The sequence below is a fragment of the Fibrobacter sp. genome, from assembly GCF_017551775.1.
Lineage (GTDB): Bacteria > Fibrobacterota > Fibrobacteria > Fibrobacterales > Fibrobacteraceae > Fibrobacter.
Window position 1 is genome coordinate 1 of sequence record NZ_JAFZKX010000035.1, and the last position, 24,262, is coordinate 24,262.

Here is a 24,262-nt window from a genome sequence, read left to right on the forward strand (position 1 = left end):
GCCAAGTAAGGACTTTTGCAGGTGGCAGATTGACGTGCGTGCCCTTGCACGCCGCTAGTATTGTAGGGCTACGCCCGTATATGAAGAACCGCCGGCTTCGCCGGCGGGTCCCTTTTTTGCTCGTTATTTTTGTTAGTTTATGCGGAAATGAGCAGCGCGATGAGGCCGAGGAACATTCCGACCTTTACGGCGGTTTGTGCCTTTCTGTATTTCTGACGGTGCGCCTGTACGAGCACGTAGGCAAAGCAGGGCGTGAGCGTTATTCCCGTGAGAATCAGGAAGAGCGGTGGGTAGTTGTTCCCGAACACCTTGTCCATGTAGAACACTGGAAGCGGCAGCGAGATCCAGGTAAAGACGATTATGGCGCCGGCAAGCCTGTGGGCTGTCGCCGAGCCTGCGATAAGCGGGAACGTCATGATGCCTGCCTTCAGGTCTCCGGTTTCGTCTTCCAGGTCCTTGTAGATTTCGCGTGCGGTCGTGAGCAAGAATGCGAAGGGGATTGCAGGGATAATCGCCCAGATATAATTTTCCGGGTTCGGATTCCTTGTATTAAAAAGGAAGTGCATCATGGCCAGAAGCAGGGGAGTCGTGCAGAGGAAGGCGACCGTCATGTTCTTCAGGAGCGGGATATGCTTGAGCCACTTGTTGTAGGCCATCAGGAGCAGGCCCAGCACCGGGAAGAACAGCACGAGCGGAAATGATTCAAGTCCGAAGAGGAGCATCAGGACGAACAGGGTAATCCAGGTGATGCGAGCGGCCTTTACCGAAACTTTCCCGGTCACAAGCGGACGTTCCGGGCGGTTCATCTTGTCGCTTTCCAGGTCCAGGATGTCGTTCTGGATGTTCGCGAACCCGATGGCGAATGCAAATGCGAGCGCCTGAATGAAGACAAGCCGCCAGTTGATCCAATCCAAATCAGAATTGCAGTCGTCCGGTATGAAATAGGAACTTGGGAAATTGAGCAGCACATACCCGACCACAAGCGTGATTATCGCAATCACGATATTGACGGGGCGGGTCATCTTGAAGAGCGCTTCAAACATCGGCTACAAATATAAAAAGAAAAATCCGGTTTTTGAACCGGATTTTTTAGTAGCGGGGGCAGGACTTGAACGCTGCGACCTTCGGGTTATGAGCCCGACGAGCTACCAACTGCTCCACCCCGCGTCGAGGTAAGCCCATATATAGAAATATGAGCCCGATTTGTCAAGGGCAAAACAGCAAATTATGCGAAATTACGCTGAAAACCGCAATTCGGTGAAAAGCGCGCGCTTTCGCGAATATGGCCTGTGTGCGTGGTTACACGAATTTTTTCAGGATGTGCTTGCTGGCGACGAAGTAGTCGATACCGCTGATGATGGTAATCGCGGTGATGACTCCCATGACGGTCATCGGGAACACGTCCCAGATGCTGTCGAATCCCGGAATGAGGACTCGCACCGGGTCGATGGCGCCGAGGAGGATGGCGACGATGCCGATTCCCTGAAGGGCTGTTTTCCACTTGCCGCTACGGCGTGCGGGCATGATAAGGCCTTCGCTTGCGGCGAGCGTGCGGAGCGTTTCCACGCTGGATTCGCGGAAGTAGATGAGGGCTACCATCCACACGGGGGCATATCCCGTCGCGATGAAGCACATGAAAATCGTCATGTTCGAAATCTTGTCGCTGAATGGGTCGAGGTACTTGCCGAGCGTGCTCACTTCGCCCATCTTGCGGGCGAGTTTTCCGTCGAGGAAGTCGGTAAGCATGAACCCGAGCACCATGATAAGCGCGAGGCTCTTGAACACGATGCTGTTGTTGCTGTAGTCCAGGTCGTTGTCGTAGAAGAACACCCAGAGGAAGAACGGGGTCAGCACGATGCGGCTCATGGTGAGCTGCGATGCGAGGGAAAGCGGCTTGCGGTGAGCGGGGTCGCGGTAGTACCAGTAGGCATACGCAGCGGTGGAGGCGAGGATAAGCAGGATGGAGGTGACCATCGCAATCTGCTGGTAGTCCTCGAGGTTCAGCAGGTACACGCCCATCGTGATGGTAATCGAGATGTTCGCGAGTTTGCTCCAGCGCCTCTTGCGCGGCAGGGATTTACCTTCGCGCAGCACCCCGAGCGAGAACAGCGAATGCGCAATCAGTCGGGCGAGCAAGAAAACGCAGCCCACGGCGAGCAACTTCTCGGCCTGTTCGTTCTGCAGGAGGTTGCGCACAAAAATGCTCGTCATGACTACGAAGGAAAGCGCGCCGTCGATGATGTTCAGCCAAAGCCTGTAATAGGGCTTCTCGATTTCTTGAGCGCGGAGCTGGTACAGGTTGACCCAGCCCATTATGAGGGCGATACCTACGAATGCGCATGCGGTTTTGTCCATGCCATTCCATATGAAGATTATAACGCATACGAAAACGAGTGCCCTGAGGACGCTCCAAACGCGCGACCTGAATCGAACATCGGATGTGTTTTCGGTCATTGGTTCTTCTCCAAAAGTTGCTTGGCGTGCTCACGCACGGTTTCAGAATTGTCTCCCAGCATACGGACCAGTTCTTCGATACGTCCGCTGTTGTCGAGGTCGGTGACAGACGTGTAGGTACGTCCTTCCACAACCTGCTTGCTTACCGACAGCTGGTTCTTTGCGCGGCTTGCGACCTGGTGCAGGTGGGTAATCGTGAGCACCTGGTGGTGCTTGCCCAGATTCTTGAGCGCTTCGCCGATGCTGTTGCCGATTTCGCCGCTGATGCCGGAATCGACTTCATCGAAAATGAGGAGCGGTACCTTGTCGAGTTCCGCCATGACGCTCTTGATGGCAAGGAGCACGCGGGAAAGTTCACCGCCGGATACCGCCTTCTGCAGGCTCTTCGCGCCTTCACCGGGGTTCGGCGCGAGCGTGAATTCAATCTTGTCGACACCGTTCGGCGTGAAATCCTGCGGCGCGATGCTCGTCTTGAAAACGGCCTTCGGCATCCCGAGGGTACGGAGTATCCCCTGTACGGCGCCGTCGAATCGGAGGGCGGCTTCGGTGCGCTTTTCGGTAAGGCGCTTTGCGGCCTGGTCCATCGCGGCCTTGTGCTTTTCCATCTGGCGGGAAAGTTCCTCGATGTCGGCGTCGAGATTCTCGAGGCTCTCGAGTTCCTGCCTGCGCTGCTCCGTAAGCGCGATAAGGCCCGCGACATCGGTGCGGTACTTGCGCTTGAGTTTCTGGATGGCAGCGATGCGCGCGTTGGCGCGGTCGATCTCGGCGGGCGAGAGCGACTTCGCGGGCGAAAGCCGCAGCAAATCCTTGCAGATGCTTTCGAACGGGTCGGCGACTTCGGTAAGCGTGTTCAGCGTGTCTTCGTAGTGCGGGATGCGCGAGGCGAGCGTGCGCATCTTCGCCTGCAGAATCTGTACCTGATCCAGGAGCCCGTTGTCGCCACCGAGCAGTCCTTGAATATCGTTGATGCAGTGGCGTTCCGTTTCACCCTTGCTCGCTATGTTGACCTTCTCTTCGAGTTCTTCTTCTTCGCCTTCGCGGAGGGCGGCTTTCGAAAGTTCGTCGTACTGGAACTTGAGAAAGTCCTTCTGGGCGGCAAGTTCGGTGGCCTTGTTCTTGGTTCCCTCGATCTTGTCGAGAATGCTGTTCCAGGCGTTCCAGGATGCGGTATATTCCGCAAGGAGGCTGCCGTTGCCCGCATAGTCGTCGAGCATCTGGGCGTGCGTGCGCGTGTCGCGGAGCAGGATCTGTTCGCTCTGGCCGTGCATCTGTATCAGGTGCTCGCCCAGGTTTTGCAAGTCGGCGAGGTTCACGACGCTTCCGCCCACGCGGGTGCGTCCCTTGCCGTTTTCGAGGATTTCGCGGCGAATCACGAGCTCGTCATCGCTGTCGATGCCCATTTCATCGAGAATCTGCTTGACCTTCGGCTCGTTGCTTATGTCGAATATGCCCTCGATGACCGCCTTTTCTTCGCCGGTACGGACCATCGAAGCCTGCGCCTTGTCACCGCATACCATGCGGAGCGCCTTCAAGAGAACGGACTTGCCGGCACCGGTTTCGCCGGTAATGGCGGTAAAACCCTCGTGGAAGGGGACTTCTGCGTGCGAGATTAGCGCAAACGAATCTATGGAAAGCTGCTTTAACATGGTAAGAAAATTAGCAAATCCAAGTGTCAAAAATAGACACTTTACTTTTCGAATTCAATCACGCTCCTGTAAATCGGGCGGCCTTCCTTCCGGTACTTGCGTTCGAAACCGGTGGTGATGCCCTCGGTGGGCTCAGCCGTATTGCGGACAAGAACCTTGCAGGTGGGGAATGCGTCGAAGGTCTCGAGCGCAATCTCGTTGTATTCCTTGTGGTCGGTTCCCCAGTAGAATATGCGCTTGCCGGGCTTGAGGCAGCGGGCCACTTCGGTCAAAAAGTCGGGGCGCAGCAGGCGGTTCTTGTGGTGGCGTTCCTTGGGCCACGGGTCGGGGAAGTACATGTGGAAAGCGTCGACGGTGTTGCTCTTGACGCAGTCGCGCAAGAAGTAGAAAACGTCACCGCGGAGCATGGCGGCGTTGCCCTGGTCGATTACGCCGCGCTTGGTCATGCGCTCGACCGCAAATGCGGCCCAGGTGTAATCCCATTCGCTACCCATGATGAAGTAGTCGGGGTGCTTCTCGGCGTAGTCCGTCATGAAGTTGCCCTTGCCGCTGCCGATTTCCACTTCGATGTGCCCGTTCTCGTTAGGGAACATGTCTTTCCAGTTGAAGTCGAGCGTGTGCGGCTTGCCGTCTTCAGTCTTGATGGGCTTGCGGTCGCCGTTCGTGCGGAACACGTAGTGCCAGAGGCCCTTCTGTTCGGGGTCGGCCTTCAGGTCGCGGTAGAATTCCGGAATGACGACCTCTTTCGGGTCCTTCTCTTCGTTATCGTTCAAAATTTCGCTTTTTTCTTCTGTCATAAATTCTTCCAAATCGCGGCGTGTGATGTGGCACTCCACATTACACAAACGCCACTACCTTCTCTTTGAATTTTTCGGGGATGGCCTTCTTGAGGGATTCCTGGATGTACTTCTCGGAATACTTCATCGAGAAATGGCTCAGGATAATCTGTTCGCACTTGACTTCGTCCCCAAGTTCGTTCAGGGCGCGCACAATGTGGTCGAGGTGCGTGTGGCCCTTCTTGCGGCTCATGGCCTCGTCTTCGGGGGCGATGAACGTGCATTCGGTGACGAGCACCTTCGACTGGAAAATGCTCTTGTTCTCGAGCAGGCTTTCGCCGAGGCAGTCTCCCGTAAAACTCAGCAGCGGTTCGTAAACTTCACGCGTGATTTCCACGCCGGCCTGCCGGAGCTTTATGATTTCGTCGGCGCTCTTGCCGAGGAATTCGTCTTTCAGTTTCTTCTTGTGCAGAAGGACGGTGGCGCCCAGCGCGGGAACCGAATGCTTCACGCTGAACGGTTCGAGAACGAGATCCTTGCGGTACTGGAGCGCAATCCGTTCACCCGCCCTTACGGGTACGATTTCGGGGTACTGGAACTTGGCTTCGCTCACGCCCTCGAAAAGCGCTTCGGCTTTTATCCAGTGCCTTGCACCGTCGCAGATGGCTTCGGGTATGTAGTAGATGCTGTCGCGTTCCACTCCCATCATCTTGCGCAGGCTGTGGTGACGCATGAGGCAGCGGGCGTGGTCGCCGTGCGCATGCGTGAGGAACACGTGGTCGAGGGGTGTTGCCGAGAGCGGACATTCGCCCATATCGACGCAGAAGTTCAACTCGGGGAACTGCATGTAGGTCGCAAGCCCCGAAATAGAAAATCCTTGCACGCCGGAACAGGCCGCCTTGAGGTGAACCTGCTTGAGCGCATTGTGTATGTACTTGCTTTCTGTCGTCACGTTATTTACCGCGACAGAATCTAGAAAAAAAGCCGCCTGTTAGGCGGCTGCATTTTCGTTCGGCGCTAGCGTTAGCGGTTGTTTTCGTCCTTTGCCGATTGTATAATCGATTCGAAATCGGAACATTCCATGAGCTCGATGTTGGTACCCATGGCCTTGTTTCTCGTTCTGGCGTTGCCCTTCTTTTCGGGGACGCGGAAGCAGAAGTAGTACGTACCGCCGAGGTCGGTCGGGATACCCATCTTGAATACGCGGATTCTTTCCTTGGAACCCTTGTTGTAGTAGATCTCGTGGTAGTCGTAAGTGTTCTTGATTTTTTCAAGACGCTTTTCGTTGCTGAAAAGGAGCTCGTTCACGATGGGCCCTTCCAGGTCGATGGGGAGGGAATTCTGGAAGCGGAGTTCCAGTTTGCCGTTCGTCTTGACAATCGTCGTCTCGCTGGGCTTGATGAGGTAGCGCTGCTGCGGAATGTTCTTGTACGCCTTGTTGTGAGCCTTGCGGACACCGCACATTTCACGCATATCCGGGTTTTCGGCGAAGTCGATATCGCGGCAGATGGGGGGCAGGTTCGCGGGGACCTCGAAGTCGTCTCCATTGGAAGATCCGGCGCAGGCGGCGAACAAGGGCAAGGAGGCGAGAATGGTAGTCAGCTTGAGGGCGAATTGTATTGATTTCATGTTATAAATATAAATTATCTCCCCCTAAAAACATTTTTTTTCTGATTTTTATAAAAAAAAATTCGTTGAGGGGTGTTCAAGGATGTTCGTCCTCGACGGTTGTGATAACAAAAAATTACAAAACGGCTGGTTTTGGGAGGGGTCTTCCAATTTTTTTGGCGATAATGTCTTTACCTGACAAAATAAAATCCTATTTTTACTCCGTAAGGATTGGGTAAACGGTATAAGATGAATATTTACAGTTGGAACGTGAACGGAATCCGTTCTGCATTAAAGAAAGGATTTGGGGACTGGTTCAAGTCGACCGCTCCCGATATCCTTTGCTTGCAGGAAGTACGCGCCGAAGAAGAACAGGCCGATGACCTGCAGGTGCCGGACGGTTATTACACGTTCTGGAATTCGTGCAAGCGCAAGAAGGGCTACAGCGGTGTGGCCGTGTTTTCGCAGATAGAACCGGATGCCGTCAACTATGGTTTTGACATCGAGGAATTCGACGAGGAGGGCCGCGTGCTCCAGCTCGTGTTCCCCGACTGGGTCCTGAATTCAATCTATTTCCCGAACGGCGGCTCCGGCGACGACCGCCTGGACTACAAGCTGCGCTTCTACGATGCGTTCCTTGAGAATTCGATGCGCTGGGTCAAAGACGGCAAGCACGTGCTGACCGTGGGCGACTACAATACCTGCCACAAGGCGATTGACATCGCCCGTCCCGAAGAAAACGAGAACGTGAGCGGTTTCTTGCCGATTGAACGCGCCTGGATGGACAAGTACGTGGACAGCGGGTTCGTGGATACGTTCCGCACGCTGCATCCCGATACGCGTGAAGCCTATTCCTGGTGGAGCAACCGCGGCGGTGCCCGTGCCCGCAACGTGGGGTGGCGCCTGGACTACGCCTTCGTTGACCAGACCCTCATGCAGAACGTCGTGAGTTCCGAAATCCATCCGAACGTGATGGGATCGGACCATTGCCCGATCAGTATCGAGCTGGAACCTCCGTTTGCGCCACTGCCGATTAAACCCGCGGATGCGGATTAGGCGATAGCTCCAATATTTTGATAAAAAGCATGCGGTGCCCTTCCGGCACCGCTTTTGCGTTCCGTTAGAACTGGAAGTAGATGAACGGGCAGGAGTCCGCGCTCATGAACTGGTATATCACGAAGATGATGAATGCCGTGGAAAGCACCATCAGCGGGATGGGCTGCGATGCGAACATGATGCGGTAGCGGCTCTTCCATTTCTTGGGAATCCAGTGGATGAGCATGCCCGCGATGAACACGAGGATGATGTTGATGTGTTCCCAGGCGATGGTGCCGAGCGTATCCCATTTCCAGGCGGTACCCATCTGGTTCACCATGTTCTTGGCCGTATTCCAGGCGACTTCGTTCGCTTCGGCGGGGTCGAGGTTCGAACCTGCGCGGAAGAACAGGCGCGTAAACGTGATGAACACGAAGGTGAGCGTCACGTTCCAGGCCACATAGAGCCAGTGGTAGGTCTTGTCGCTGAACAGGCGGAAAATCATGACGGAGTATATGCCGATGAACAGCACTCCGAACCATACTGCGGTAATCGCGCAGATGGGCAGGTGGAACTTCTTGTAGATGACGGCGCTTGCGGCAAAGAGCAGGAACGCTGCCGTGGCGCGGAACGTGCGGCTGCGCTTGACCCAGATTTTGTTGAACACCTGGCCGAACCCGTTGAGGCCGCCCCAGATGATGAAGTTCCAGCTGGCACCGTGCCACCAACCGCCCACGATCTGGGTGGCCATGGCGTTCATGTTCGTGGTGATGAACTTGCGGGAATCCGGCTTGAAGTAGGCGTAGATGGAAATGTAGAGGAAGAGCGCACCGAGCGCGATGGCGACCCACACGCTGCCCGAAAGCATGATGGCCACGAGACTCAGGAATCCCATCCAGAAGAACGTTCCGATGGAGGCTCCGCGGTTACCGCCCAGCGGAATGTACAGGTAGTCGCGCCACCAGCTCGAAAGACTGATGTGCCAACGGCGCCAGAATTCGGTGGGGGAGAGCGCTTTGTAGGGGCTGTTGAAGTTCTGCGGCAGGCGGAAACCCATCAGGAGGGCGACGCCGATGGCGATGTCGGTATAACCCGAGAAGTCGGCGTACACCTGCAGGGAGTAGGCGAAGAGCGCGATGAGGTTCTCGAGACCGGTGTAGAGCAGGGGCTGGTCGAACACGCGGTCCACGAAGTTCGTCGCGAGGTAGTCGCTCAAAATGATTTTCTTGCCGAGCCCGTTCAGAATCCAGAATACGGCCATCCCGAAGGCGCGGCGGGGCAAAAAGTAGGGCTTGTAGAGCTGCGGGACGAACTTGTCGGCGCGAACGATGGGGCCTGCCACGAGCTGCGGGAAGAACGAGAGGTAGAAACCGAAATCGAGGATGTTCTTGACGGCCTTGATTTTCCCACGGTAAATGTCGATGCAGTAGCTTATCGCCTGGAACGTGAAGAACGAGATGCCCACCGGCAGGATGATGGTATCGACCAGCGAGTGCGTGCCGAACATCTTGTTGCTTGCGGCGGCGAAGAAGTTGTAAACATGCAGTTCGATGCCGGTAAAGTCGTAGAGGGCGTCGAGGAAGAAGTAGGAATACTTGTAGTAGCAGAGAACGAGAAGGTCGATGATGACGATGATGATCATCAGGAACTTCTTTTTCCACTGCACCTGCGCTTTTTCAATCCACTTGCCTATGAAGAAGTTCGCGAGAACGCAGAAGATGAGGATGCAGACGTAGCTGCCGCTCGTCTTGTAGTAGAAGAACAGGCTGGTCGCGAAGAGGAATGTGTTGCGGAGCAGGAGCTTCCGGTGCACAAGCGAGAAGATGGCGAAAACGACCGCGAAGAATCCCCAGAAATAGAACTGCGTGAAGAGAAGCGGACTATTCGGATCGAAAGCAAACGTGCGGGTGAGATAGGGAATTAAATAGTCTAACATATCGGTGTCGTGGCTTATTTCTCGCTCTTTTCCAGTGCAGGCAGGTTTGCGATGTGTTCCTGGTACGAATCAATCAGGGCTTTGTAGAACATGTCGCCTAGAAGGTGATAGCCCGCCTGGTTGAAGTGAACTTTGTCTTTTTTCGCGAGGCTCGCTTTTTCCCATTTGGCCATGGAACCGAGGCCGCCCATCAGGGAGAACTTGTCCCAGATGCCCGCCTTGTACTTTTCAGCGAGCTTGAAGAAAGCCTTGCGTGCCTGTTCGCCTACGGGGTGCTGCACATAGCGGCGCTTGCGCACCTTGCGGAACATGTCGTTATTGGTCTCGAAAACGAAGGCCGCATTCGGGTTTACGCGCTTGATGCGCTGGATGAGCGTGTCGTAGTTGCCGCGGAACGCCTTCTCGTCGAATTTTTCCACGTTGGCATCGTTTACGCCGATTGCGAATATCACGAGGTCGGGCTTGACGAAGGCGAGTTCCTTCTCGAAAAGCGGGCATATTTCTTCAAAGTAGTGTGCGACGCGCGCCCCGTTGATGCCCACGTTCGTGTAGATGATTCCCGGGTAGTTGGATTCGGAGAGGACGCCGGTGAGCGTGAATCTCGGGCGTACCGCCGACATTGTTTTCGAAAGTTCGATAAGCGAATCGCATACCGCCTTCTGAGCGGAATCCGCGGGTGCCTTCGTCGAATCGAGCAGGGCGCATGCCGCCATCAGGCCGTTCTGCGCCTCATTGCGTTCGAGGCATGTGGTATCCATGATGTCGCAGTCTCCCTGGAACATGGAGTCCGCGGAGGCTTCCGCGTTTTCTTTTAAGGCGGCGTTCTTGCCCGAGGCGGAATCCTTGCCTGCCGTGGCGGAATCAATCTCGGTCGTGTCGAGGTTCGCACGGTAGATGGAATCTTGAACAAGCGAATCGATTACGTACTTAGCCACCTTCGCCTGGAGGGTAGTGTCTGCCCAGCGGAAGGCGAATGTCAGCGTGTCTATCGGGCGGGGGCTTTTGAATACGTAGCTCTGCGTCGCGGTGTCACGCACGCCGTAGATGTCGGTCGAATCGACTACGAGTACGGGGACGACGTTGTTGCTGTCGCTGTACCCGAACAGGCGGAATTTAGTTTCTTCGTAAATCGGGGAAGAGTTGTATTTGTCGAGCAGGAGCGTGAATTCGGCTCTCGGGTCGCTCGTGCTGACTGCGATGCCGAGGAGCCCGAGCGGCTTCTTCACTTCGCGGAGCACGTTCTTGCTCATGTCCCAGATGCCCTTGTACTGCGAGCCGTAGCTGGAGGGCGTATTCGTGCGGGCTGCGGAATACGGGAATACGAAACCGCGGCCGGCGGATGAACCCGGATATTCTTTGACGAGGTGCTCGCGGATGCGGCCCGAAATAACGTCGGCCTGGATGTGCGAGCCGCCGATGTGCATAATCCGTACCTGTCCCTTGTTCTCGAAGATGAGGGAATCCATCTTCTGGAAGAACGGCTCAAAGGAATCCTTGCCGCTCGGGAACTGGATGTAGTTGAGCGTGGAATCTATGAAATCGTACTTCGAAAAATCGATGACATAACCAGTCGGGTTCGAAACCGGCGGCGCTGCGAACAGCGCGGTGGCGATACATGCTATGGAACAGAGAATGCGCGGAAGCCTTGTCATTGAGCGTCCTCCGCCTGTGGAGCCGCTTCAGCGGGCTTTTCTGTTTTGTTTTCCTTGTACCACTTGCTCAGTTCCTTCAACTTCGCGTCGTCAATCTTGTGCCTGTCGCGGAACTTGAAGAAGTCGTAGTGCATGCGGAGCGCGTTGCAGAAGAGTTCACCCATGTAGGCTGCACCCCTGCGGCTGAAATGGATGTAGTCGGCTCCGGCGAGCGGCGGGGACTGCTTGACCCACTTGCGCATGGAACCTTCGCCGCCCATCACGCGGAACATATCCCAGTAGGCAAGGCCGTTTTCGAGTGCGATTTCGCGGAGCATCTGGATGGTGAGTTCCAGTCCGGGATAGCTCTTGATTTTGCCGTCCATCTGCTTGGCCATGTCGGCGGGTCCGATGAACAGAATGTCTGCATCGGGGTTGGCGTTCTGGACCGTCTGGATTTGCTTCGTGATGAGCTTGCGCGTGTATTCGAGGTTGCTCTTGTTGAGGCTCGGGACGAGGTTTCCGCCGTATTCCATGATGATGAGGCGTGCATTGATCGCCTTGAAGGATTCGGCCAGGAGTTCCTTGTCCATGCGGGTGAACACCGTGCCCGAACTGCCGCGCATGGCGACGTTGTCTACCGCGACGCCGTACGGGCCGTCCACGGAGATGGAATAGATTTCAGCATTGCCCGAGAGGTAGACCTTCGCGTTCGACGTGGTGTCGGGGAGCTTCCACGTGAACACGCGGAGTTTGTTGAACTTCTCGTCGGTGGGCGCGGGCGCGTCTACGAATTTCTTCTTGCGCTTTTCTTTTTCGGTGCCTTCGTTCTCGATAACGGTCGATTCGTATGCGAGCCGAGCCCTGAGGTTGCCGCGCTTGCTGGCGAGCACCTTGATGATTCCATAGCCGCCCACATGCGTGAACTTGCCGTCCTTGTCTTCGCGCTTCTTGATTCCGATGACTGCGCTGCCTTCGAGCTTGCTCACCTGCGCGAGCGGGCCGTAGCGGTTGTGGTCGGCGCGGTCTTCTTCGGTGCCGAACATGATGAAGCGGGTGAGGTCACCGTTGTTCCACACGCTGGTCGTCTGCGACGGGATGTTCAGCACCGCCGGGAGCATGCCCGGTCCGCCGCCGCCGAATTCCTTCTGCAGGTCTTCGCGGATGGTCGCCGATATGCGGTCTTCTTCGAGCTGGGAGTCGCCGTAGTGCACGATGTGCACGGTGTTCGAATCGATCTTCGCGAGTTCCAGGTGCAGGAACAGGCGGTCAAACCATGTGGGGTCGTTGTTCGGCAGGTCGAACCTGTTGCGTCCGTTCTGGAAGAAGTCTTCGTAGAACTTCAGCGAGTCGGAGAATTTCGCGAATTCCTTCGCTTGCGTGGCCGCCATCATTTCTTCGATAGCTTTCTGCGGGTCGGTTTCGGCGTTGTTGTCTTCCGCGATGGCGTTCGGGTCTTCTTTCTCGAAGATATCCGTGAGCGCGGGGAACCGGAAGGTGACGTCGGCGATAGAAATCCCGCTAGCCGGGTAAATCCACGCCAGAACGCCTAGGACAACGAACAGACTTAAGATACTGAGAAATGATTTGAATGGGGTCATGTGCTTTTATTCGGCTTTTTGCGGAGTGGTGCGGAGGCGTTCAACGATGGCTTCGGGGCTGCCCACGAGCATTTCGCCCACGCGCATGTCCTTGTATTCGAATTCGCCTGCGCCGGCCTTGGAACCGTCCACGTAGACGACAATCTTTGCGCCCTGGTAGTTCGCCTGGTCGAGCTGCTTGCCCATCTTCATCGGGGCGAGCGGGTGCGAGACGGAGCAGTTGCCGAACTTCGCGTCGCGGAACATCTGGGCGGTCTCGAAGACCTTCTTCATGTCGTTCGTGAAACTTGCAATGTAGAAGTCCACGCTCTGCTTGGGGCTCGGGAGCAGGTTGTGTTCTGCGAGCAGGTCGGCGAGAACCACGTCGCCCATGCCGAATCCCACGCCCGGAATGCGTTCGCCGCCGAGCTTTTCGGTGAGGCTGTCGTAACGTCCGCCGCCGGCGATGGCGCGCATGGACTTGCCCTTGTCAAAGACTTCGAACACGATGCCCGTGTAGTAGGCGAGGCCGCGCACGATAGAGAGGTCGAGGTTCACGCATTCGCCGTAACCTGCTGCCGTGAGCGTGGCGAACAGGTCTTCGATTTCGGCGAGGGCCGCGGTGGCGTTTTCACTGTGCACCTTGGTCTTGACTTCTTCGATGCTCTTGCAGCTCATGAAGTCGTCGAGCTGCTTCACCTGTTCTTCGGTGAGGCCTGCGTCGGCGAGAGCCTTCGCGAAGGCTTCGGGGCCGATTTTCAGACGGCGGTCGAGTACCGGGTAGACGAGCGCCGGGTTCGGGGCGCCAATCTCTTCGAGGTAGGTGGCCAAGAGCTTGCGGCTAGAGACGCCAATCGCAAATTCGCCGTCCTTGAGACCGAACTTGCGCAGCATCGTCGCGATGGAGGCGAGCAGGTCGGCTTCGGCGTAGATGCTCTCGGTGCCGATAATGTCCATGTTCAGCTGGAAGAACTCGCGCAGGCGGCCTTTCTGTGCCTTTTCGTAACGGAAAAGGCGCGGCATGCTGAACCACTTGAAGGGCTTCTTGAGTTCGCGGGCCTTCTGGATCACGAGGCGGGCGAGCGTCGGGGTCATTTCGGGGCGGAGCGCGATTTCACGGTCGCCCTTGTCCTTGAAGTTGTAAAGCTGGCTTACGATCTCTTCGCCGGACTTGCCGGTATAAAGCTCCAGATGCTCGAACATCGGGCCTTCATATTCTTCGTAGGCGAAAGATTCGGCGACACTGCGCCAGGTATCGAAAATGTAGTTCTGGATGCGCTCGGCTTCCGGGTAAAAATCACGCGTGCCCTTGGGCAACTGAGGGATAGAAATGCTCATAGTGAGCGGAAATATAGCTTTTGGCTACTGGAGTGTCATTCGTCTTTCTCGGTTGCGGCGAGTTCCGTGATGCATTTGCGGAATTCGCTGGTGCCTATCGTCATCGTTGTCAGGCCGTTGAAGTAGAGCGAGTCGTTGAAGTCGCGATCCTTGTCGTAGCCGAGCAGACCTTCCGAAGATAAGTCGCTACAGTTTTCCTTTGTGATATTGACTTGCTTTTCTTCGAGGGTGCAAACTTTGTCGCCGGAGCTCACTTGGACAGCGGCTGTGTACTCCAGGGAGTCCCTTTCGACTTTTGTAACCTCGAACTTGATTGTCTTGCCGTTCAGTTTGAATGTCTTTGCGAGTTTGGATGATTCTAGAACTTCGATTCCGTGGTTCTTTTCGTAATCCTTTATGTCGGATTCCTGCTCTGGTGTGAACAAAGTATACAACGTTGTAAATCCGATGAAGTTGACATTCCCATTAAGATGAATGTAAAGATCCGACATAAATTGGGTATTCATGTAGTCGTCGTACTTGAAATAGGCGGGCGTATAAACCCTTTCTTCCTTAAACTTGCTGTCGGAAATTGTCAGGACCGATTTATAATACTGTTCCTTGAATTTGCGGTCTTCGTCGGATATACAAGTCCACTCTTTGAGGTGGGTGCATTCAATGTTATTCCACTCGCCATAAATGTTGTCTGTGGAACCTCCGATGTAATAGAGCGGGTTGGTAAAACCGGCGTAATCGACGGCAAGCGTGTCGCCGCGGATTTCGTAGCGGATGGTGTCTTCTTCTGGATTGGTGTCATAAAAGAACTCGTCCCAGTTGAAAGAACCCTTGTGTAGAACGCAGTATCCCGTTGTATGGGCCTTAATGCTTTTAGTTATGATGTGATTTTCTTTGTCGACCTTCACCTGGTGGTAATTTTGGCTTTCGGATGTATCGGGTGAAATGAAATTGCTCTCGTCGGAACAGCCAAAGAACGTGAATGTGAATACTGCACTGCAAATCAGAAATTTTTTCATTTGTTTAATCTTTTTCTTTTTTTAATACACACAAAATATATATAATTTTGAGATTATGCAAATAATTGCTTTGTTGATACGACCCAATATCAATTGATGGAAAATACAAATAGGCCTAGATAAATATAAATGCAAGTGCTGAAATGAATGTCGCAAAAAGAACCAAGCCTTTGTAGTTGCGCTCTTTTATACAACGGTGGCCGTACTTAAATGGAGCCAGATAATAGAAATTCCACATTGTTTTGTACATAGAAACTAGATCGTTTTTAGAATCATCCCGGGGATTCTTTTTCTGCTCGCTGTCGTACATATAACCCAAGACCCCTAAAAAGGGAAGGCTTAATAAGAAAACGAATGCAATGAAGTAATTGGAATTAAATTCAAACTTGTCCTGTATTTCAGCAATAAATGCATCTCTCGCAATTACGGTAACGCATATTATTCCGATGATGAACAAAATAAGCACGGCGACATAACGCTTGGAATACAGTCGGGCCTTGAGCGGGATTTTTTCTTCCTCGACAATATCTTCTTTTTCGTTTGAAGATTCTTTATGCGGCTTTAGCGCCCCGCACCAAGGGCAACGGGGCTCAGTGAAATTGTAATTTTCGCCGCATTCCGGACAGAACATTACAGGAAAACTCCCAAAAGAAGTATTACAAGGAATAAAGAAAAGATGAGTACAATCCCCTCGAGTGAACCAACTGCTCGCCAATGGAACCGTCTTTGATATAAAAGCAATGAATTTTTTAATGGGTTTCGTCTTCTAAGTCGCCTAATTACAAGAGCCCAAAGATAAAGAAGAATTGTCACGCCAGCAGGTAATAAGTAGGCAAAAGGAATGACTCGTTCAATGTCATTCAATCCGGAATATCTGCAGACTAAAGCCGCAATAAGGAATAGCAGGTGATAAGCAACCACCAGGAAAAAGGAATACCAAGAAAAAAGAGAATCTTTATTTATGCGTTTTCTTTTCACAGTTTCGTTTTGAATATACCATATTTCGTGAGCTTTTGCTAATGCTTTCTGCCGTTATTTTCTACATTTGCGGCAATGGATAACTCTTCCCTGAACGTTTTGATTTTGGCGGCTGGGCTCGGGACACGGCTCCGCCCGCTCACGAACGACGTGCCTAAGCCGCTCGTGCCCGTGGTGGACGCTTCGATTCTCGATTTGCAGGCCCGAAAGGCCCGTGCCATCGGGAATGTGCGCCTGCATGCGAACGCCCATTACCTGGCGGAACAGGTGGTGGAGGCGGGCAAGGCGCTCGGTTTCGAGAAGGTTTGGGTGGAACAGCCGGAAATCTTGGGAACGGCGGGGCCGCTGCGCCGCATTTATGCAGAGGGTTACCGCGGTGGCTTGCTCGTGATGAACGGCGACGCCTATTGCAATTTTGATCTGCGTGCGTTCGTGAACAACGCGCAAGCGCAGGCGGCTCGGCCGGATGGCCCGCAGGTGGCGCTCTTGGCGGTGGACTTCCCGAAGGTCAACACCTTCCGTGTGGGCGCTGATGGTCGCTTGGCGGGAATTGCCGGGCGCTTCGGCGAAACTTCCGGAACTCCCGCGACGTTTTCGGGCGTTTCGTGGTACAGCGATGCTGCCCTCTCGCGAATTCGTGAGGGCGAATCAGATATCCGTGAATTCTGGAAGCAGGAAATCGCTGCGGGCCGCGCACCGTTTGTTGACATGACGCAGCAGCGCGCGACCTGGATTGACATGGGGTCGCCCGAGGGCTTGATGGCCGCGGTGGAGGCCCGCCTGAAGGAACTGGGTCGTGACGTGAACGAGGCCGTAATTGAGCCCGGTGTAAAAATTCCCGCAGGCGTTACAATCAGGCATTCCGTGATTTATGCCGGAGCGGAAATCGCAGAAGGTGAAACCGTCGAGAACGAAATCCGCGGAAAAGGATTTAAATGGACTGTTCTGTGTCATCCTGAGCGGAGAACCGAAGGTTCGTAGTCGAAGGATCTAAAATGCCGAAAGACTATTACACATATATGATGACGAATCAAAGTAACTCCACTCTATATATTGGAGTTTCGAATAATATTGTGCGGCGCTCTTTAGAACATATTTCAGGGACTGGAGCTACTTTTACATCAAAATACAAGATTAATAAACTTGTCTATTTTGAACGATATACGGAAATAACAGATGCTATTCGTCGGGAAAAACAATTAAAGGGATGGATAAGAGCAAAAAAGGAAATGCTCATAAATCAAATGAATCCTGAATGGAAAAATCTTATGTCTGATTGAGATCCTTCGACGGAGTTTACCCTGAGCTTGCCGAAGGGCCTGGATGACACAGCCATTAACAAAAAAGTGACCTTATATGAGAAAATTCAGAGTCGTTTTAGTTGAACCGGAACATCCCCACAACGTGGGCTTCGTGGCCCGCGCCATGCATTGCTACGCCCTCGACGAACTGTATATCGTCTACCCGAGGCGTGACAAGGTCATCGAGAATTCTTACCACACGGCGCCGAACAGCCACGAAGTTTTGGACAAGGCGACTATCGTGCACAAGTTCGAGGATGCCATCGGCGATTGCGCCTGTGCGGTCGCATTCAGCCGTCGCATTTACGGTTCCGCCATCAAGCACACGATGATGCCGGGACTTGCGGAACTGTTGCCCGAGAACGGGACGATTGCGCTTGTGTTCGGGCGCGAATCCTGCGGGCTCGAGACCGAAGAGGTGAATGCCTGCACGTACCAGTGCGAAATCCCGGTGCCTGGGCTCATGAGCCTTAACTTGGCGCAGGCGGTGACGGTGGGGCTGTACGAACTCTGCCGCAGCGGCGCTCTTGCAAATGGTGAAGGCCGTGCGAAACGCGGGACGAAGGGCGCCTGCGAAACGGCTCCGGCGACCATCGACCAGATCGACAGCTTCAAGAAGTTCCTCGACCGCTACTTGACGGGCCAGTATCATGACCAGGCTTGGCGCGACAACTTCCTCAATACGCTTTTGCAGCGTCTGCACCCCACGCGTAACGAACTTTCCGCATTGTTTGGCTTGATTCGTAACCTTGCAAAAAAGCCCGCTCGCCTAGAACAGGCCGCCGACAAGGCAGCAAAGGCTGCCGAGGCCGCTAAAGACGCAGAATCCTAATTTATGGAAATCGAGTTCAACATCGCCGGCCGAATTCTAGCCAAGGACGGCACGCGCGCCATTTCGCTGGCCGAAATTCTCGCGTCGTCGGTTGTTTCGACTGCGGCCGACCTCACCGAAGACATGCTTGTCGCTTATTGCAAGTCGCTTTCTGCGCAGAACGCCTGCAAAGTTTACGTGTGGAAAGATCGCGAAGAATATGGTAACGCCAACGTGTTTAACGGCGGCTCCGATTACGAGGTCGTGAACGAAATTTGCTTCTTGAGTATTTGCGACTGTGGAAAAGAAATGGTTCGTGAAACCACGAACCATTGGAACGAAAAGATTGATGCCGTAATTTAATGGCGGCTATTCCAGGATATACGCCTTGGTAATCTCGCCGGTAATTGCCCAGTGAATGTCGCGCTTGCCACTGGCGTCCTTCGGGTAGTTCTTTTCGAGGTCGTCGAGGGAGATGGCCTTTTCGTCTTGCAACTGCTTGTAGATGACCTTGCATTCCAGCACCATCGGGAATTCCTTGACTGCCGGGACTTTCACAGTTTCGCCGTCCACGTAGGTAAAACCGAAGGTCTTTGCTTTGTCCATGTCGCGGCCGCTGTTGGTGCCGCATTCCGCGATAAGCTTGCGCGGGGAACCTTCCACGGGAATGCTCACGGTGAATTCGCCGTTCTTTTCCAAGAATTCAAGGGTGTAGCGGCTCAGGCGCACGAAGGTGGTGAACAGGACCTTGTTCCATTCGATGCCCATCATGCCCCACGAAATGCTCATGGTGTTTGCCTTGCCGTCTGCAGCGGCGGTCAGCAGAGCCCCACCCTTGAGCCCGTTCATAATCTTGTCGGCGTAATCCAGTACGTTGATTTCTTTTTTCATAATAGCGGTTCCCTTTTTTTGTTTGTAAATATAGACTTTCTCATGTTTTGTATATTTGCTTTTGTACAAAAGGAGGAACATATGAATAAAAAAGTGAATTCTTGTGGCGTTTTTGTTGCGATGGCCGCTTTGTGTGGTGCAGCGATGTTTGCTGGCTGCGGTGACGACAATAGCGTTTCTGTAGATGACGAACAATTGTCTTCGTCAGTTGAATCTCCGGCTAGTTCTGCCGATGCGAAATCCAGTAGCTCCAACAAAGAAGATAAAACCGCTGAATCCTCTAGCTCTGTCAATGGTGGCGAGCCTGCAGAACAGTCAAGCTCTTCTGCGGCGAAATCGCTTGAAGAAAAACTGGGAAAGTGTGAAGACAAAGGCAAGTTTGAAGTCAGCCTTGTTCAAGATGATGCGGGTAACTGGTATTCCTGCTATCGCGGCGAATGGTCCGGAGGAATACTCGAAGTCGAAGGCCCCGAATGGGGAAAAAATCCTGGCGAACAATCTAGTAGTTCTGAGTCGAAGATGGATTCCGCTGTTAGTTCTTCGAGTGAAATGAAGTTGCTTAGTAGTAGCTCGGACGCCTTGGATTGGAGTATTCCTAAAGAAGCATATTTGAATCCAGATATCCGGTATGATTCGATTGTTGATGAACGTGACGGACAGGTCTATAAGACTGTAAAAATTGGCGAACAAGTCTGGATGGCGCAGAACCTCAACTATGTGGATAGCGTAAAGACTCCGAGCCTTTTGGGACGCAATAAATGTGAAAATGATGACCCAAATGCATGCAACGTTGTCGGGCATTCCTATACATGGGCTGCGGCCGTTGATTCTGTGAAGTTAGCGACTGATCCAGACAATCCACGAATTTGTGGAATGAAGCGAATATGCGACTTGCCTGATACGGTGCACGGAATTTGCCCCAATGGTTGGCATTTGCCTTCGTATAAAGAATGGGACACTTTGTTTGAAACTGTTGGGCGTGATACCTCTGCGAAGGCTTTAAAATCGAAAGTCGGTTGGAACTACGGAGAACCGGGGATTGATGCTGTGGGGTTCTCTGCGATTCCAACATGGTGTGGAAAGGAAAGCTGTTCCATTTATTTTTGGACAACCTCCCAGGATGTATTTAGTGACGAGGCTCGTAGTGCGTACGTTTCTACAGTTTATGAATCGTCGTCGTTTGTTTTTGACTTTAAGAAAACTTTCCTGTCTGTCCGTTGCATCAAAGATTAATTTTCTGTGAATTGAAATATGACCACGAAGACGATTAAAATCCAATACCTCGACGATACCATTCCTCGCCTTACGTATGTGGGTGGCAAGTCGGACTGGATTGACTTGGCTGCTGCGGAGACCGTGACGCTCAAGGCGGGCGAGTTTCGCTTGATTCACTTGGGTGTTGCGATGAAGCTCCCCGAAGGCTACGAGGCGCATATTGCTCCGCGCAGTTCCACGTTCAAGAACTTCGGCATTTTGCAGGCGAATTCCGTGGGCGTGGTCGATTCCAGCTACTGCGGCGCAAATGACTGGTGGAAAATGCCCGTCTATGCCACCCGCGACGTGACCATCGAAAAGGGAAGCCGCATCGCGCAGTTCCGCATCATGGAAATCCAGCCGACCCTCACCTTCGAAGAAGGCTCTCTCGACGGTGTCGACCGCGGCGGTTTTGGTTCTACCGGAGTGTAGACAAACTCAGGCCGGAGCGAACAAAGGAATGCCGGCGGGGGAACGCCGCGGGAACATATTCTTTTGTAAAATTTGTTTTTACGCGCTCTTTTCGTGAAAAATCTTCTATATTTATTTTTGTAGCCGTGAGGACCTTGGGTCAAGCGACTACAAATTAGCCCCTGTCACCCCGGCAGGGGCTTTTTGTTTTTACTGTTCGGCTCATATTGCGGTCGCTTTTACCCCTGTATACACTAAATCATGTTTTTCCTGTTCCTTTTTGGGCGCGGGGAGTCTATTTTTATTCCTGAATGTGAGGCGTGTTGCCTTACTGGAATGTGGCGGGCTGAACCGCTGTCAAAAAGCAAGGAAGCGAATATGATTGACGTTAAGGGCAAATGGACCTTGATTACCGGCGGCTGCCGTGGTGTTGGCCGTCTCACCGCTATCGAAATGGCCAAGCTGGGTGCGAATATCATCTTGCAGGGCCGCGACAAGGCCCATGCCGAACCGGTGATGGAAGAAATCAAGAAATTCGGCGTTGAGGTGCGTGCCGTGGGCTGCAACCTCGAGAGCGAAGCCGAAATCGATGCCGCCCTTGCTGAAATCGACAGTTGGGGCGTGCAGGTGGACCTCGTGTTCAACAACGCGGGCCTCATGAGCCACTACTTCACCGACTACCTCACCAACACGATGGAAGATTTCCACCACGCGATGGCCGTGAACTTCTACGCCCCGGTGAAAATCGCCTACCACTTTTTGCCAGGCATGATCAAGCGCGGTTTTGGCCGCATGCAGCTCACCACGAGCGGTATCGCGAACGAGCCCGAACTGATGGGCTACGCCTGCGCGAAGGCCGCCCTCACCAAGTTCGTGAAGGATTTCGCCTGCAAGCTCAATGGCACCGACGTGATGATGAACGTTATGGACCCGGGTTGGCTCCGCACCGATCTCGGTGGCCCCAACGCCCCCAACGCTCCCGAAACGGTGATTCCGGGCTCCATGGTGTCCGTGATGCTCGACGACAAGAAGAGCGGCCGCTGGTTCAGCGCCCAGGAATTTACGGGCATGACCCTCGCCGACGCCGTAGAAAAAGGCAGGAAAGTAGAATCGTAATGCAAATTGGATAGTTTGTAATACAAAAATTTGGTTATTTGCATTGGTAGAGCCCGTCGTTTAGTACGATGGGTTTCTTTTTTTGGCAAAATAAGTTAATTTGTAGAAAGAACATTTATACCGAAAGGAAAGGAGATTTTAATATGCGCTCTATTGCCATCGCTGTCATGTTGCTTGTGGCGGGAGTCTGGGCCGCCGAGGATGGTTCCAAGGCAAACCCTTTAACAGTTTCTTCCGCACAGGATCTTGTGGATCTTGGTGAGGCCGTGAAGATGGGAACGGACTACAAGGGCGTGAGAATTGCGAATATGGGTGCGGGCCTGCATTTCAAGCAGACTGCGGATATCGACCTTTCGACCGTGTGCGGTCGCGAAATCGGCAACTGGCACTCGATCGGCCCGTTCGCTGGAAGCTACGATGGCGCGAACCACAAAATTTCGAATCTGTTTATCGACGAAGATGTTGATACGGAGGCGAGCCCGGGACTTTTCGGCATAATCCTCAGCAATACCACGGATACCGTCTATTACGAAAATATCGTACTCGAGAAAGCTTATATTCATGCCTCGGGAATTGTTGGTGGAATTCTTTCTCAGGCCGTATCGGGCGTTGTTGCCGTGCGGAACAATAAAGTCGACCTTGAATTTAAGTCTGGTGCGTCGAGTACCTTGCAGTTCGGTGGCGTCGTGGGCAATACGCTTTCTGAATCGATGAGCGTCCGTGGCAACTCGGTAAAGGGATCTATCCTGGTGACCTCGGGGGACATGTCTTACGTGGCCGGCATTTTGGGACTTATCGTTGGGGGTACGGTTGAAATGCTCGACAATGTGAACGAAGCCAACTTCGTCGTTAAGGGAGATGTCTTGCCGACCATTGGAGGAAACGTCGGGCTGATTGCTGCCTTGTGTACGATGAAGAACAACACGAATAAGGGTGATATTCTTGTAGAATCGACCAAGAAAACGCAAACGAAGAGCGAACTCATGTTTATTGGCGGCCTCGTTGCTGTTGGCAGCATGAAGGGTTATGCTGTTTCTATTGTTGGCAATGTCAATTACGGAAAGGTTGAAGTTTCGGGCGGGAACGCCAGCGTTGGTGGTATCTTTGGCTTGGTGCAGGCTGATTCGACGGCGTTGCTGGATAGTTGCTTTAATATGGGTGAAGTCATCTATCATGGTGCTGAAAACCCGGAAGCCGTGTATGTCGGAGGCGCTGTTGGTATGTGGGAAGGTGTGGAGGCTACCCGCCTGGAAAACTCTGGCAACATCCTTGTCGAGAATGCTGCTAAGCCTTCCGTCGGTGGTCTTGTCGGTTTTGTTCGCAACGGGACGAAATCCATCAAGCTCACGAAATCGATTAACAAGGGCAAAATTACGGTGAAGAACGAGCAGCCCATAGCTGGATGGGTTGCTGGCCTGGTTGGCAGCACTGATTCCCTGGAATATGCCGAGTTGAACAACTGCACCAACAAGGGCAATATCGAGATTATTGGAAAGGCGGATGCGTCTCTTGTCACGAGCGAACTGGCTGTGGTGCACATGGGAGCCCGCTTCCTTGACAATGCGTGCGTGAACGAGGGTGAAATCTTGTTCCTGGCTGAAGGGCCAATCGAGCTTCCGACGCCTGTGGTCAAGAAGTCTTTGAATGTCCGTGTTGTTGATATGGGCGAGGGCCGCATTACGCTCGAAATTCCGGGGATGGACTCCTTCGCTTCGGGACGCGTCCGTGTGGGCGTGTATTCTTACGACGGAAAACGCCAGCCGGTGAGCCTGAACGCATCGGGCAATCTGCTGCACCTGGAAGGCCTGCCGTCGGCTGGACGCTTCCTGGTTCGTGTCTCGACACCCAGCGGAAACAGCTCGGTTCCTGTCACGTTGCGCTAACTCCTTGCTATATTTCTAGGCATGAACAATTCACAATCTCGCAGCAAGCTTCGTGACGAAGTCTATACCCAGATGATGTGCGCCCAGGCGCGCCTCAGCAAAGACCAGAATACCCAGATGGGTGCGGTGCTCGTGAGTGCCGAAGGCCGCGTGATAAGCACCGGCTATAACGGTGCCCCGGCGGGCTTCGACGACGAAACCGTCCCGTACACCCGCGAAAAGCAGCTGCTCGCTTACGACCTGCTCGATGCGGACTCGGGTGAACTCCTGAGCCATCACGAGTTCGAGGCGAACAAGTACCCCTTCATGGTGCATGCCGAAATCAACGCGCTGCACTATGCCCGCGGAAAGGTTCCTCCCGGCTCCAAGCTGTACGTGATCGGCTTCCCGTGTGAGCGTTGCGCTTTGGACGTGAGCCTTTCGGGCGTTGCCGAAGTGTTCGTGACCAAGGACGATTACGACCCGAAGTCTACGCTGAACAACAGCCGCGATACGGCCTACTACATGTTCGCTCAGGCGGGGATTATCGTGACCCTCTGCGGCAAGCGAATCCGTCCGGTGGTCTCGAAACCGGCTGCCAAGTAATGCCTGAACCCGCCT

23 protein-coding genes and 1 tRNA gene are annotated in these 24,262 nt (G+C 53.6%); 10 read left to right on the forward strand and 14 right to left on the reverse strand.

The window, feature by feature from the left end; genetic code table 11:
- Positions 1-137: 137 nt before the first annotated feature.
- The 7 genes from IK012_RS04140 to IK012_RS04170 all read right to left on the reverse strand — a co-directional run bounded on the left by IK012_RS04140 (position 138) and on the right by IK012_RS04170 (position 6,505).
- Positions 138-1,043, reverse strand: coding sequence for a geranylgeranylglycerol-phosphate geranylgeranyltransferase (locus IK012_RS04140; protein ID WP_290950918.1), 906 nt, complete (start codon positions 1,041-1,043; stop codon positions 138-140).
- 50 nt (positions 1,044-1,093) lie between these two features.
- Positions 1,094-1,167, reverse strand: a tRNA-Met gene (locus IK012_RS04145).
- A gap of 132 nt (positions 1,168-1,299) precedes the next feature.
- On the reverse strand, positions 1,300-2,355 hold the full coding sequence (gene pgsA / locus IK012_RS04150) for a CDP-diacylglycerol--glycerol-3-phosphate 3-phosphatidyltransferase (RefSeq protein WP_290950920.1): 1,056 nt from the start codon (positions 2,353-2,355) through the stop codon (positions 1,300-1,302).
- A gap of 95 nt (positions 2,356-2,450) precedes the next feature.
- Complete coding sequence (recN, locus tag IK012_RS04155) at positions 2,451-4,100, reverse strand: DNA repair protein RecN (protein ID WP_290950924.1); 1,650 nt, start codon at positions 4,098-4,100, stop codon at positions 2,451-2,453.
- 41 nt (positions 4,101-4,141) lie between these two features.
- Positions 4,142-4,897 carry a tRNA (guanine-N7)-methyltransferase gene (locus tag IK012_RS04160; protein ID WP_290950927.1) on the reverse strand — a complete coding sequence of 252 codons (756 nt, stop codon included), beginning with the start codon at positions 4,895-4,897 and terminating at the stop codon, positions 4,142-4,144.
- Between the two features lie 40 nt (positions 4,898-4,937).
- Positions 4,938-5,828, reverse strand: a complete 891-nt coding sequence (locus IK012_RS04165; RefSeq protein WP_290950930.1) for an MBL fold metallo-hydrolase — start codon at positions 5,826-5,828, stop codon at positions 4,938-4,940.
- A 71-nt stretch (positions 5,829-5,899) separates the two neighbouring features.
- A complete protein-coding gene (locus IK012_RS04170) occupies positions 5,900-6,505 on the reverse strand; it encodes a hypothetical protein (protein WP_290950933.1) in 606 nt (201 codons plus the stop codon).
- Between the two features lie 228 nt (positions 6,506-6,733).
- On the opposite strand from IK012_RS04170, the gene IK012_RS04175 reads away from it, so the two are divergent.
- Entirely contained in the window at positions 6,734-7,540 is an 807-nt protein-coding gene (locus tag IK012_RS04175; protein WP_173378391.1) for an exodeoxyribonuclease III, read from the forward strand.
- Between the two features lie 64 nt (positions 7,541-7,604).
- Here the strand turns inward: IK012_RS04175 and IK012_RS04180 are convergent, their stop codons facing one another.
- The 6 genes from IK012_RS04180 to IK012_RS04205 form a co-directional block, all read right to left on the reverse strand.
- A complete protein-coding gene (locus IK012_RS04180) occupies positions 7,605-9,455 on the reverse strand; it encodes an MBOAT family protein (protein WP_290950936.1) in 1,851 nt (616 codons plus the stop codon).
- 14 nt (positions 9,456-9,469) lie between these two features.
- A complete protein-coding gene (locus tag IK012_RS04185) occupies positions 9,470-11,107 on the reverse strand; it encodes a GDSL-type esterase/lipase family protein (RefSeq protein ID WP_290950938.1) in 1,638 nt (545 codons plus the stop codon).
- Complete coding sequence (locus IK012_RS04190) at positions 11,104-12,687, reverse strand: hypothetical protein (RefSeq protein ID WP_290950942.1); 1,584 nt, start codon at positions 12,685-12,687, stop codon at positions 11,104-11,106. The genes IK012_RS04185 and IK012_RS04190 overlap by 4 nt, the downstream gene beginning before the upstream one ends.
- Before the next feature lie 6 nt (positions 12,688-12,693).
- On the reverse strand, positions 12,694-14,004 hold the full coding sequence (gene hisS / locus IK012_RS04195) for a histidine--tRNA ligase (protein WP_173378395.1): 1,311 nt from the start codon (positions 14,002-14,004) through the stop codon (positions 12,694-12,696).
- 35 nt (positions 14,005-14,039) lie between these two features.
- Entirely contained in the window at positions 14,040-15,017 is a 978-nt protein-coding gene (locus IK012_RS04200) for a hypothetical protein (RefSeq protein ID WP_290950947.1), read from the reverse strand.
- A 115-nt stretch (positions 15,018-15,132) separates the two neighbouring features.
- Complete coding sequence (locus tag IK012_RS04205) at positions 15,133-15,648, reverse strand: hypothetical protein (protein WP_290950950.1); 516 nt, start codon at positions 15,646-15,648, stop codon at positions 15,133-15,135.
- A 422-nt stretch (positions 15,649-16,070) separates the two neighbouring features.
- Between IK012_RS04205 and IK012_RS04210 the strand changes: the two genes are divergently transcribed.
- The 4 genes from IK012_RS04210 to IK012_RS04225 all read left to right on the forward strand — a co-directional run bounded on the left by IK012_RS04210 (position 16,071) and on the right by IK012_RS04225 (position 18,470).
- Complete coding sequence (locus IK012_RS04210) at positions 16,071-16,976, forward strand: sugar phosphate nucleotidyltransferase (RefSeq protein ID WP_290950953.1); 906 nt, start codon at positions 16,071-16,073, stop codon at positions 16,974-16,976.
- Between the two features lie 14 nt (positions 16,977-16,990).
- Positions 16,991-17,275: a GIY-YIG nuclease family protein gene (locus IK012_RS04215; protein WP_290950956.1), complete on the forward strand. Its 285-nt coding sequence runs from the start codon at positions 16,991-16,993 to the stop codon at positions 17,273-17,275.
- A gap of 76 nt (positions 17,276-17,351) precedes the next feature.
- Positions 17,352-18,128 (forward strand): RNA methyltransferase, encoded by a 777-nt coding sequence (locus IK012_RS04220; protein WP_290950959.1) that lies wholly within the window; start codon positions 17,352-17,354, stop codon positions 18,126-18,128.
- A gap of 3 nt (positions 18,129-18,131) precedes the next feature.
- Entirely contained in the window at positions 18,132-18,470 is a 339-nt protein-coding gene (locus tag IK012_RS04225) for a hypothetical protein (RefSeq protein ID WP_290950962.1), read from the forward strand.
- Between the two features lie 6 nt (positions 18,471-18,476).
- On the opposite strand, the gene IK012_RS04230 is transcribed toward IK012_RS04225, so the two are convergent.
- Entirely contained in the window at positions 18,477-18,998 is a 522-nt protein-coding gene (locus IK012_RS04230) for a flavin reductase family protein (protein WP_290950965.1), read from the reverse strand.
- A gap of 81 nt (positions 18,999-19,079) precedes the next feature.
- On the opposite strand from IK012_RS04230, the gene IK012_RS04235 reads away from it, so the two are divergent.
- From IK012_RS04235 to IK012_RS04255, 5 genes are all read left to right on the forward strand, one after another.
- Positions 19,080-20,231: an FISUMP domain-containing protein gene (locus IK012_RS04235; protein ID WP_290950969.1), complete on the forward strand. Its 1,152-nt coding sequence runs from the start codon at positions 19,080-19,082 to the stop codon at positions 20,229-20,231.
- 18 nt (positions 20,232-20,249) lie between these two features.
- Complete coding sequence (locus tag IK012_RS04240) at positions 20,250-20,684, forward strand: dUTP diphosphatase (protein WP_290950972.1); 435 nt, start codon at positions 20,250-20,252, stop codon at positions 20,682-20,684.
- Between the two features lie 357 nt (positions 20,685-21,041).
- Entirely contained in the window at positions 21,042-21,779 is a 738-nt protein-coding gene (locus tag IK012_RS04245) for an SDR family oxidoreductase (RefSeq protein ID WP_290950976.1), read from the forward strand.
- A 143-nt stretch (positions 21,780-21,922) separates the two neighbouring features.
- Entirely contained in the window at positions 21,923-23,662 is a 1,740-nt protein-coding gene (locus tag IK012_RS04250; protein ID WP_290950978.1) for a hypothetical protein, read from the forward strand.
- 21 nt (positions 23,663-23,683) lie between these two features.
- The gene (locus tag IK012_RS04255) at positions 23,684-24,247 is read left to right on the forward strand and encodes a CMP deaminase (protein ID WP_173384202.1); all 564 of its coding nucleotides are present in this window, start codon (positions 23,684-23,686) and stop codon (positions 24,245-24,247) included.
- Positions 24,248-24,262: the final 15 nt, after the last annotated feature.

What these genes read in the sequence shown, in the direction of transcription:
- IK012_RS04140 (WP_290950918.1), bottom strand. Translation starts at nt 1,043, where the DNA reads ATGTTTGAAGCGCTCTTCAAGATGACCCGCCCCGTCAATATCGTGATT.
- pgsA (WP_290950920.1), bottom strand. Translation starts at nt 2,355, where the DNA reads ATGGACAAAACCGCATGCGCATTCGTAGGTATCGCCCTCATAATGGGC.
- recN (WP_290950924.1), bottom strand. Translation starts at nt 4,100, where the DNA reads ATGTTAAAGCAGCTTTCCATAGATTCGTTTGCGCTAATCTCGCACGCA.
- IK012_RS04160 (WP_290950927.1), bottom strand. Translation starts at nt 4,897, where the DNA reads ATGACAGAAGAAAAAAGCGAAATTTTGAACGATAACGAAGAGAAGGAC.
- IK012_RS04170 (WP_290950933.1), bottom strand. Translation starts at nt 6,505, where the DNA reads ATGAAATCAATACAATTCGCCCTCAAGCTGACTACCATTCTCGCCTCC.
- IK012_RS04175 (WP_173378391.1), top strand. Translation starts at nt 6,734, where the DNA reads ATGAATATTTACAGTTGGAACGTGAACGGAATCCGTTCTGCATTAAAG.
- IK012_RS04180 (WP_290950936.1), bottom strand. Translation starts at nt 9,455, where the DNA reads ATGTTAGACTATTTAATTCCCTATCTCACCCGCACGTTTGCTTTCGAT.
- IK012_RS04185 (WP_290950938.1), bottom strand. Translation starts at nt 11,107, where the DNA reads ATGACAAGGCTTCCGCGCATTCTCTGTTCCATAGCATGTATCGCCACC.
- IK012_RS04190 (WP_290950942.1), bottom strand. Translation starts at nt 12,687, where the DNA reads ATGACCCCATTCAAATCATTTCTCAGTATCTTAAGTCTGTTCGTTGTC.
- hisS (WP_173378395.1), bottom strand. Translation starts at nt 14,004, where the DNA reads ATGAGCATTTCTATCCCTCAGTTGCCCAAGGGCACGCGTGATTTTTAC.
- IK012_RS04200 (WP_290950947.1), bottom strand. Translation starts at nt 15,017, where the DNA reads ATGAAAAAATTTCTGATTTGCAGTGCAGTATTCACATTCACGTTCTTT.
- IK012_RS04205 (WP_290950950.1), bottom strand. Translation starts at nt 15,648, where the DNA reads ATGTTCTGTCCGGAATGCGGCGAAAATTACAATTTCACTGAGCCCCGT.
- IK012_RS04210 (WP_290950953.1), top strand. Translation starts at nt 16,071, where the DNA reads ATGGATAACTCTTCCCTGAACGTTTTGATTTTGGCGGCTGGGCTCGGG.
- IK012_RS04215 (WP_290950956.1), top strand. Translation starts at nt 16,991, where the DNA reads ATGCCGAAAGACTATTACACATATATGATGACGAATCAAAGTAACTCC.
- IK012_RS04220 (WP_290950959.1), top strand. Translation starts at nt 17,352, where the DNA reads ATGAGAAAATTCAGAGTCGTTTTAGTTGAACCGGAACATCCCCACAAC.
- IK012_RS04225 (WP_290950962.1), top strand. Translation starts at nt 18,132, where the DNA reads ATGGAAATCGAGTTCAACATCGCCGGCCGAATTCTAGCCAAGGACGGC.
- IK012_RS04230 (WP_290950965.1), bottom strand. Translation starts at nt 18,998, where the DNA reads ATGAAAAAAGAAATCAACGTACTGGATTACGCCGACAAGATTATGAAC.
- IK012_RS04235 (WP_290950969.1), top strand. Translation starts at nt 19,080, where the DNA reads ATGAATAAAAAAGTGAATTCTTGTGGCGTTTTTGTTGCGATGGCCGCT.
- IK012_RS04240 (WP_290950972.1), top strand. Translation starts at nt 20,250, where the DNA reads ATGACCACGAAGACGATTAAAATCCAATACCTCGACGATACCATTCCT.
- IK012_RS04245 (WP_290950976.1), top strand. Translation starts at nt 21,042, where the DNA reads ATGATTGACGTTAAGGGCAAATGGACCTTGATTACCGGCGGCTGCCGT.
- IK012_RS04250 (WP_290950978.1), top strand. Translation starts at nt 21,923, where the DNA reads ATGCGCTCTATTGCCATCGCTGTCATGTTGCTTGTGGCGGGAGTCTGG.
- IK012_RS04255 (WP_173384202.1), top strand. Translation starts at nt 23,684, where the DNA reads ATGAACAATTCACAATCTCGCAGCAAGCTTCGTGACGAAGTCTATACC.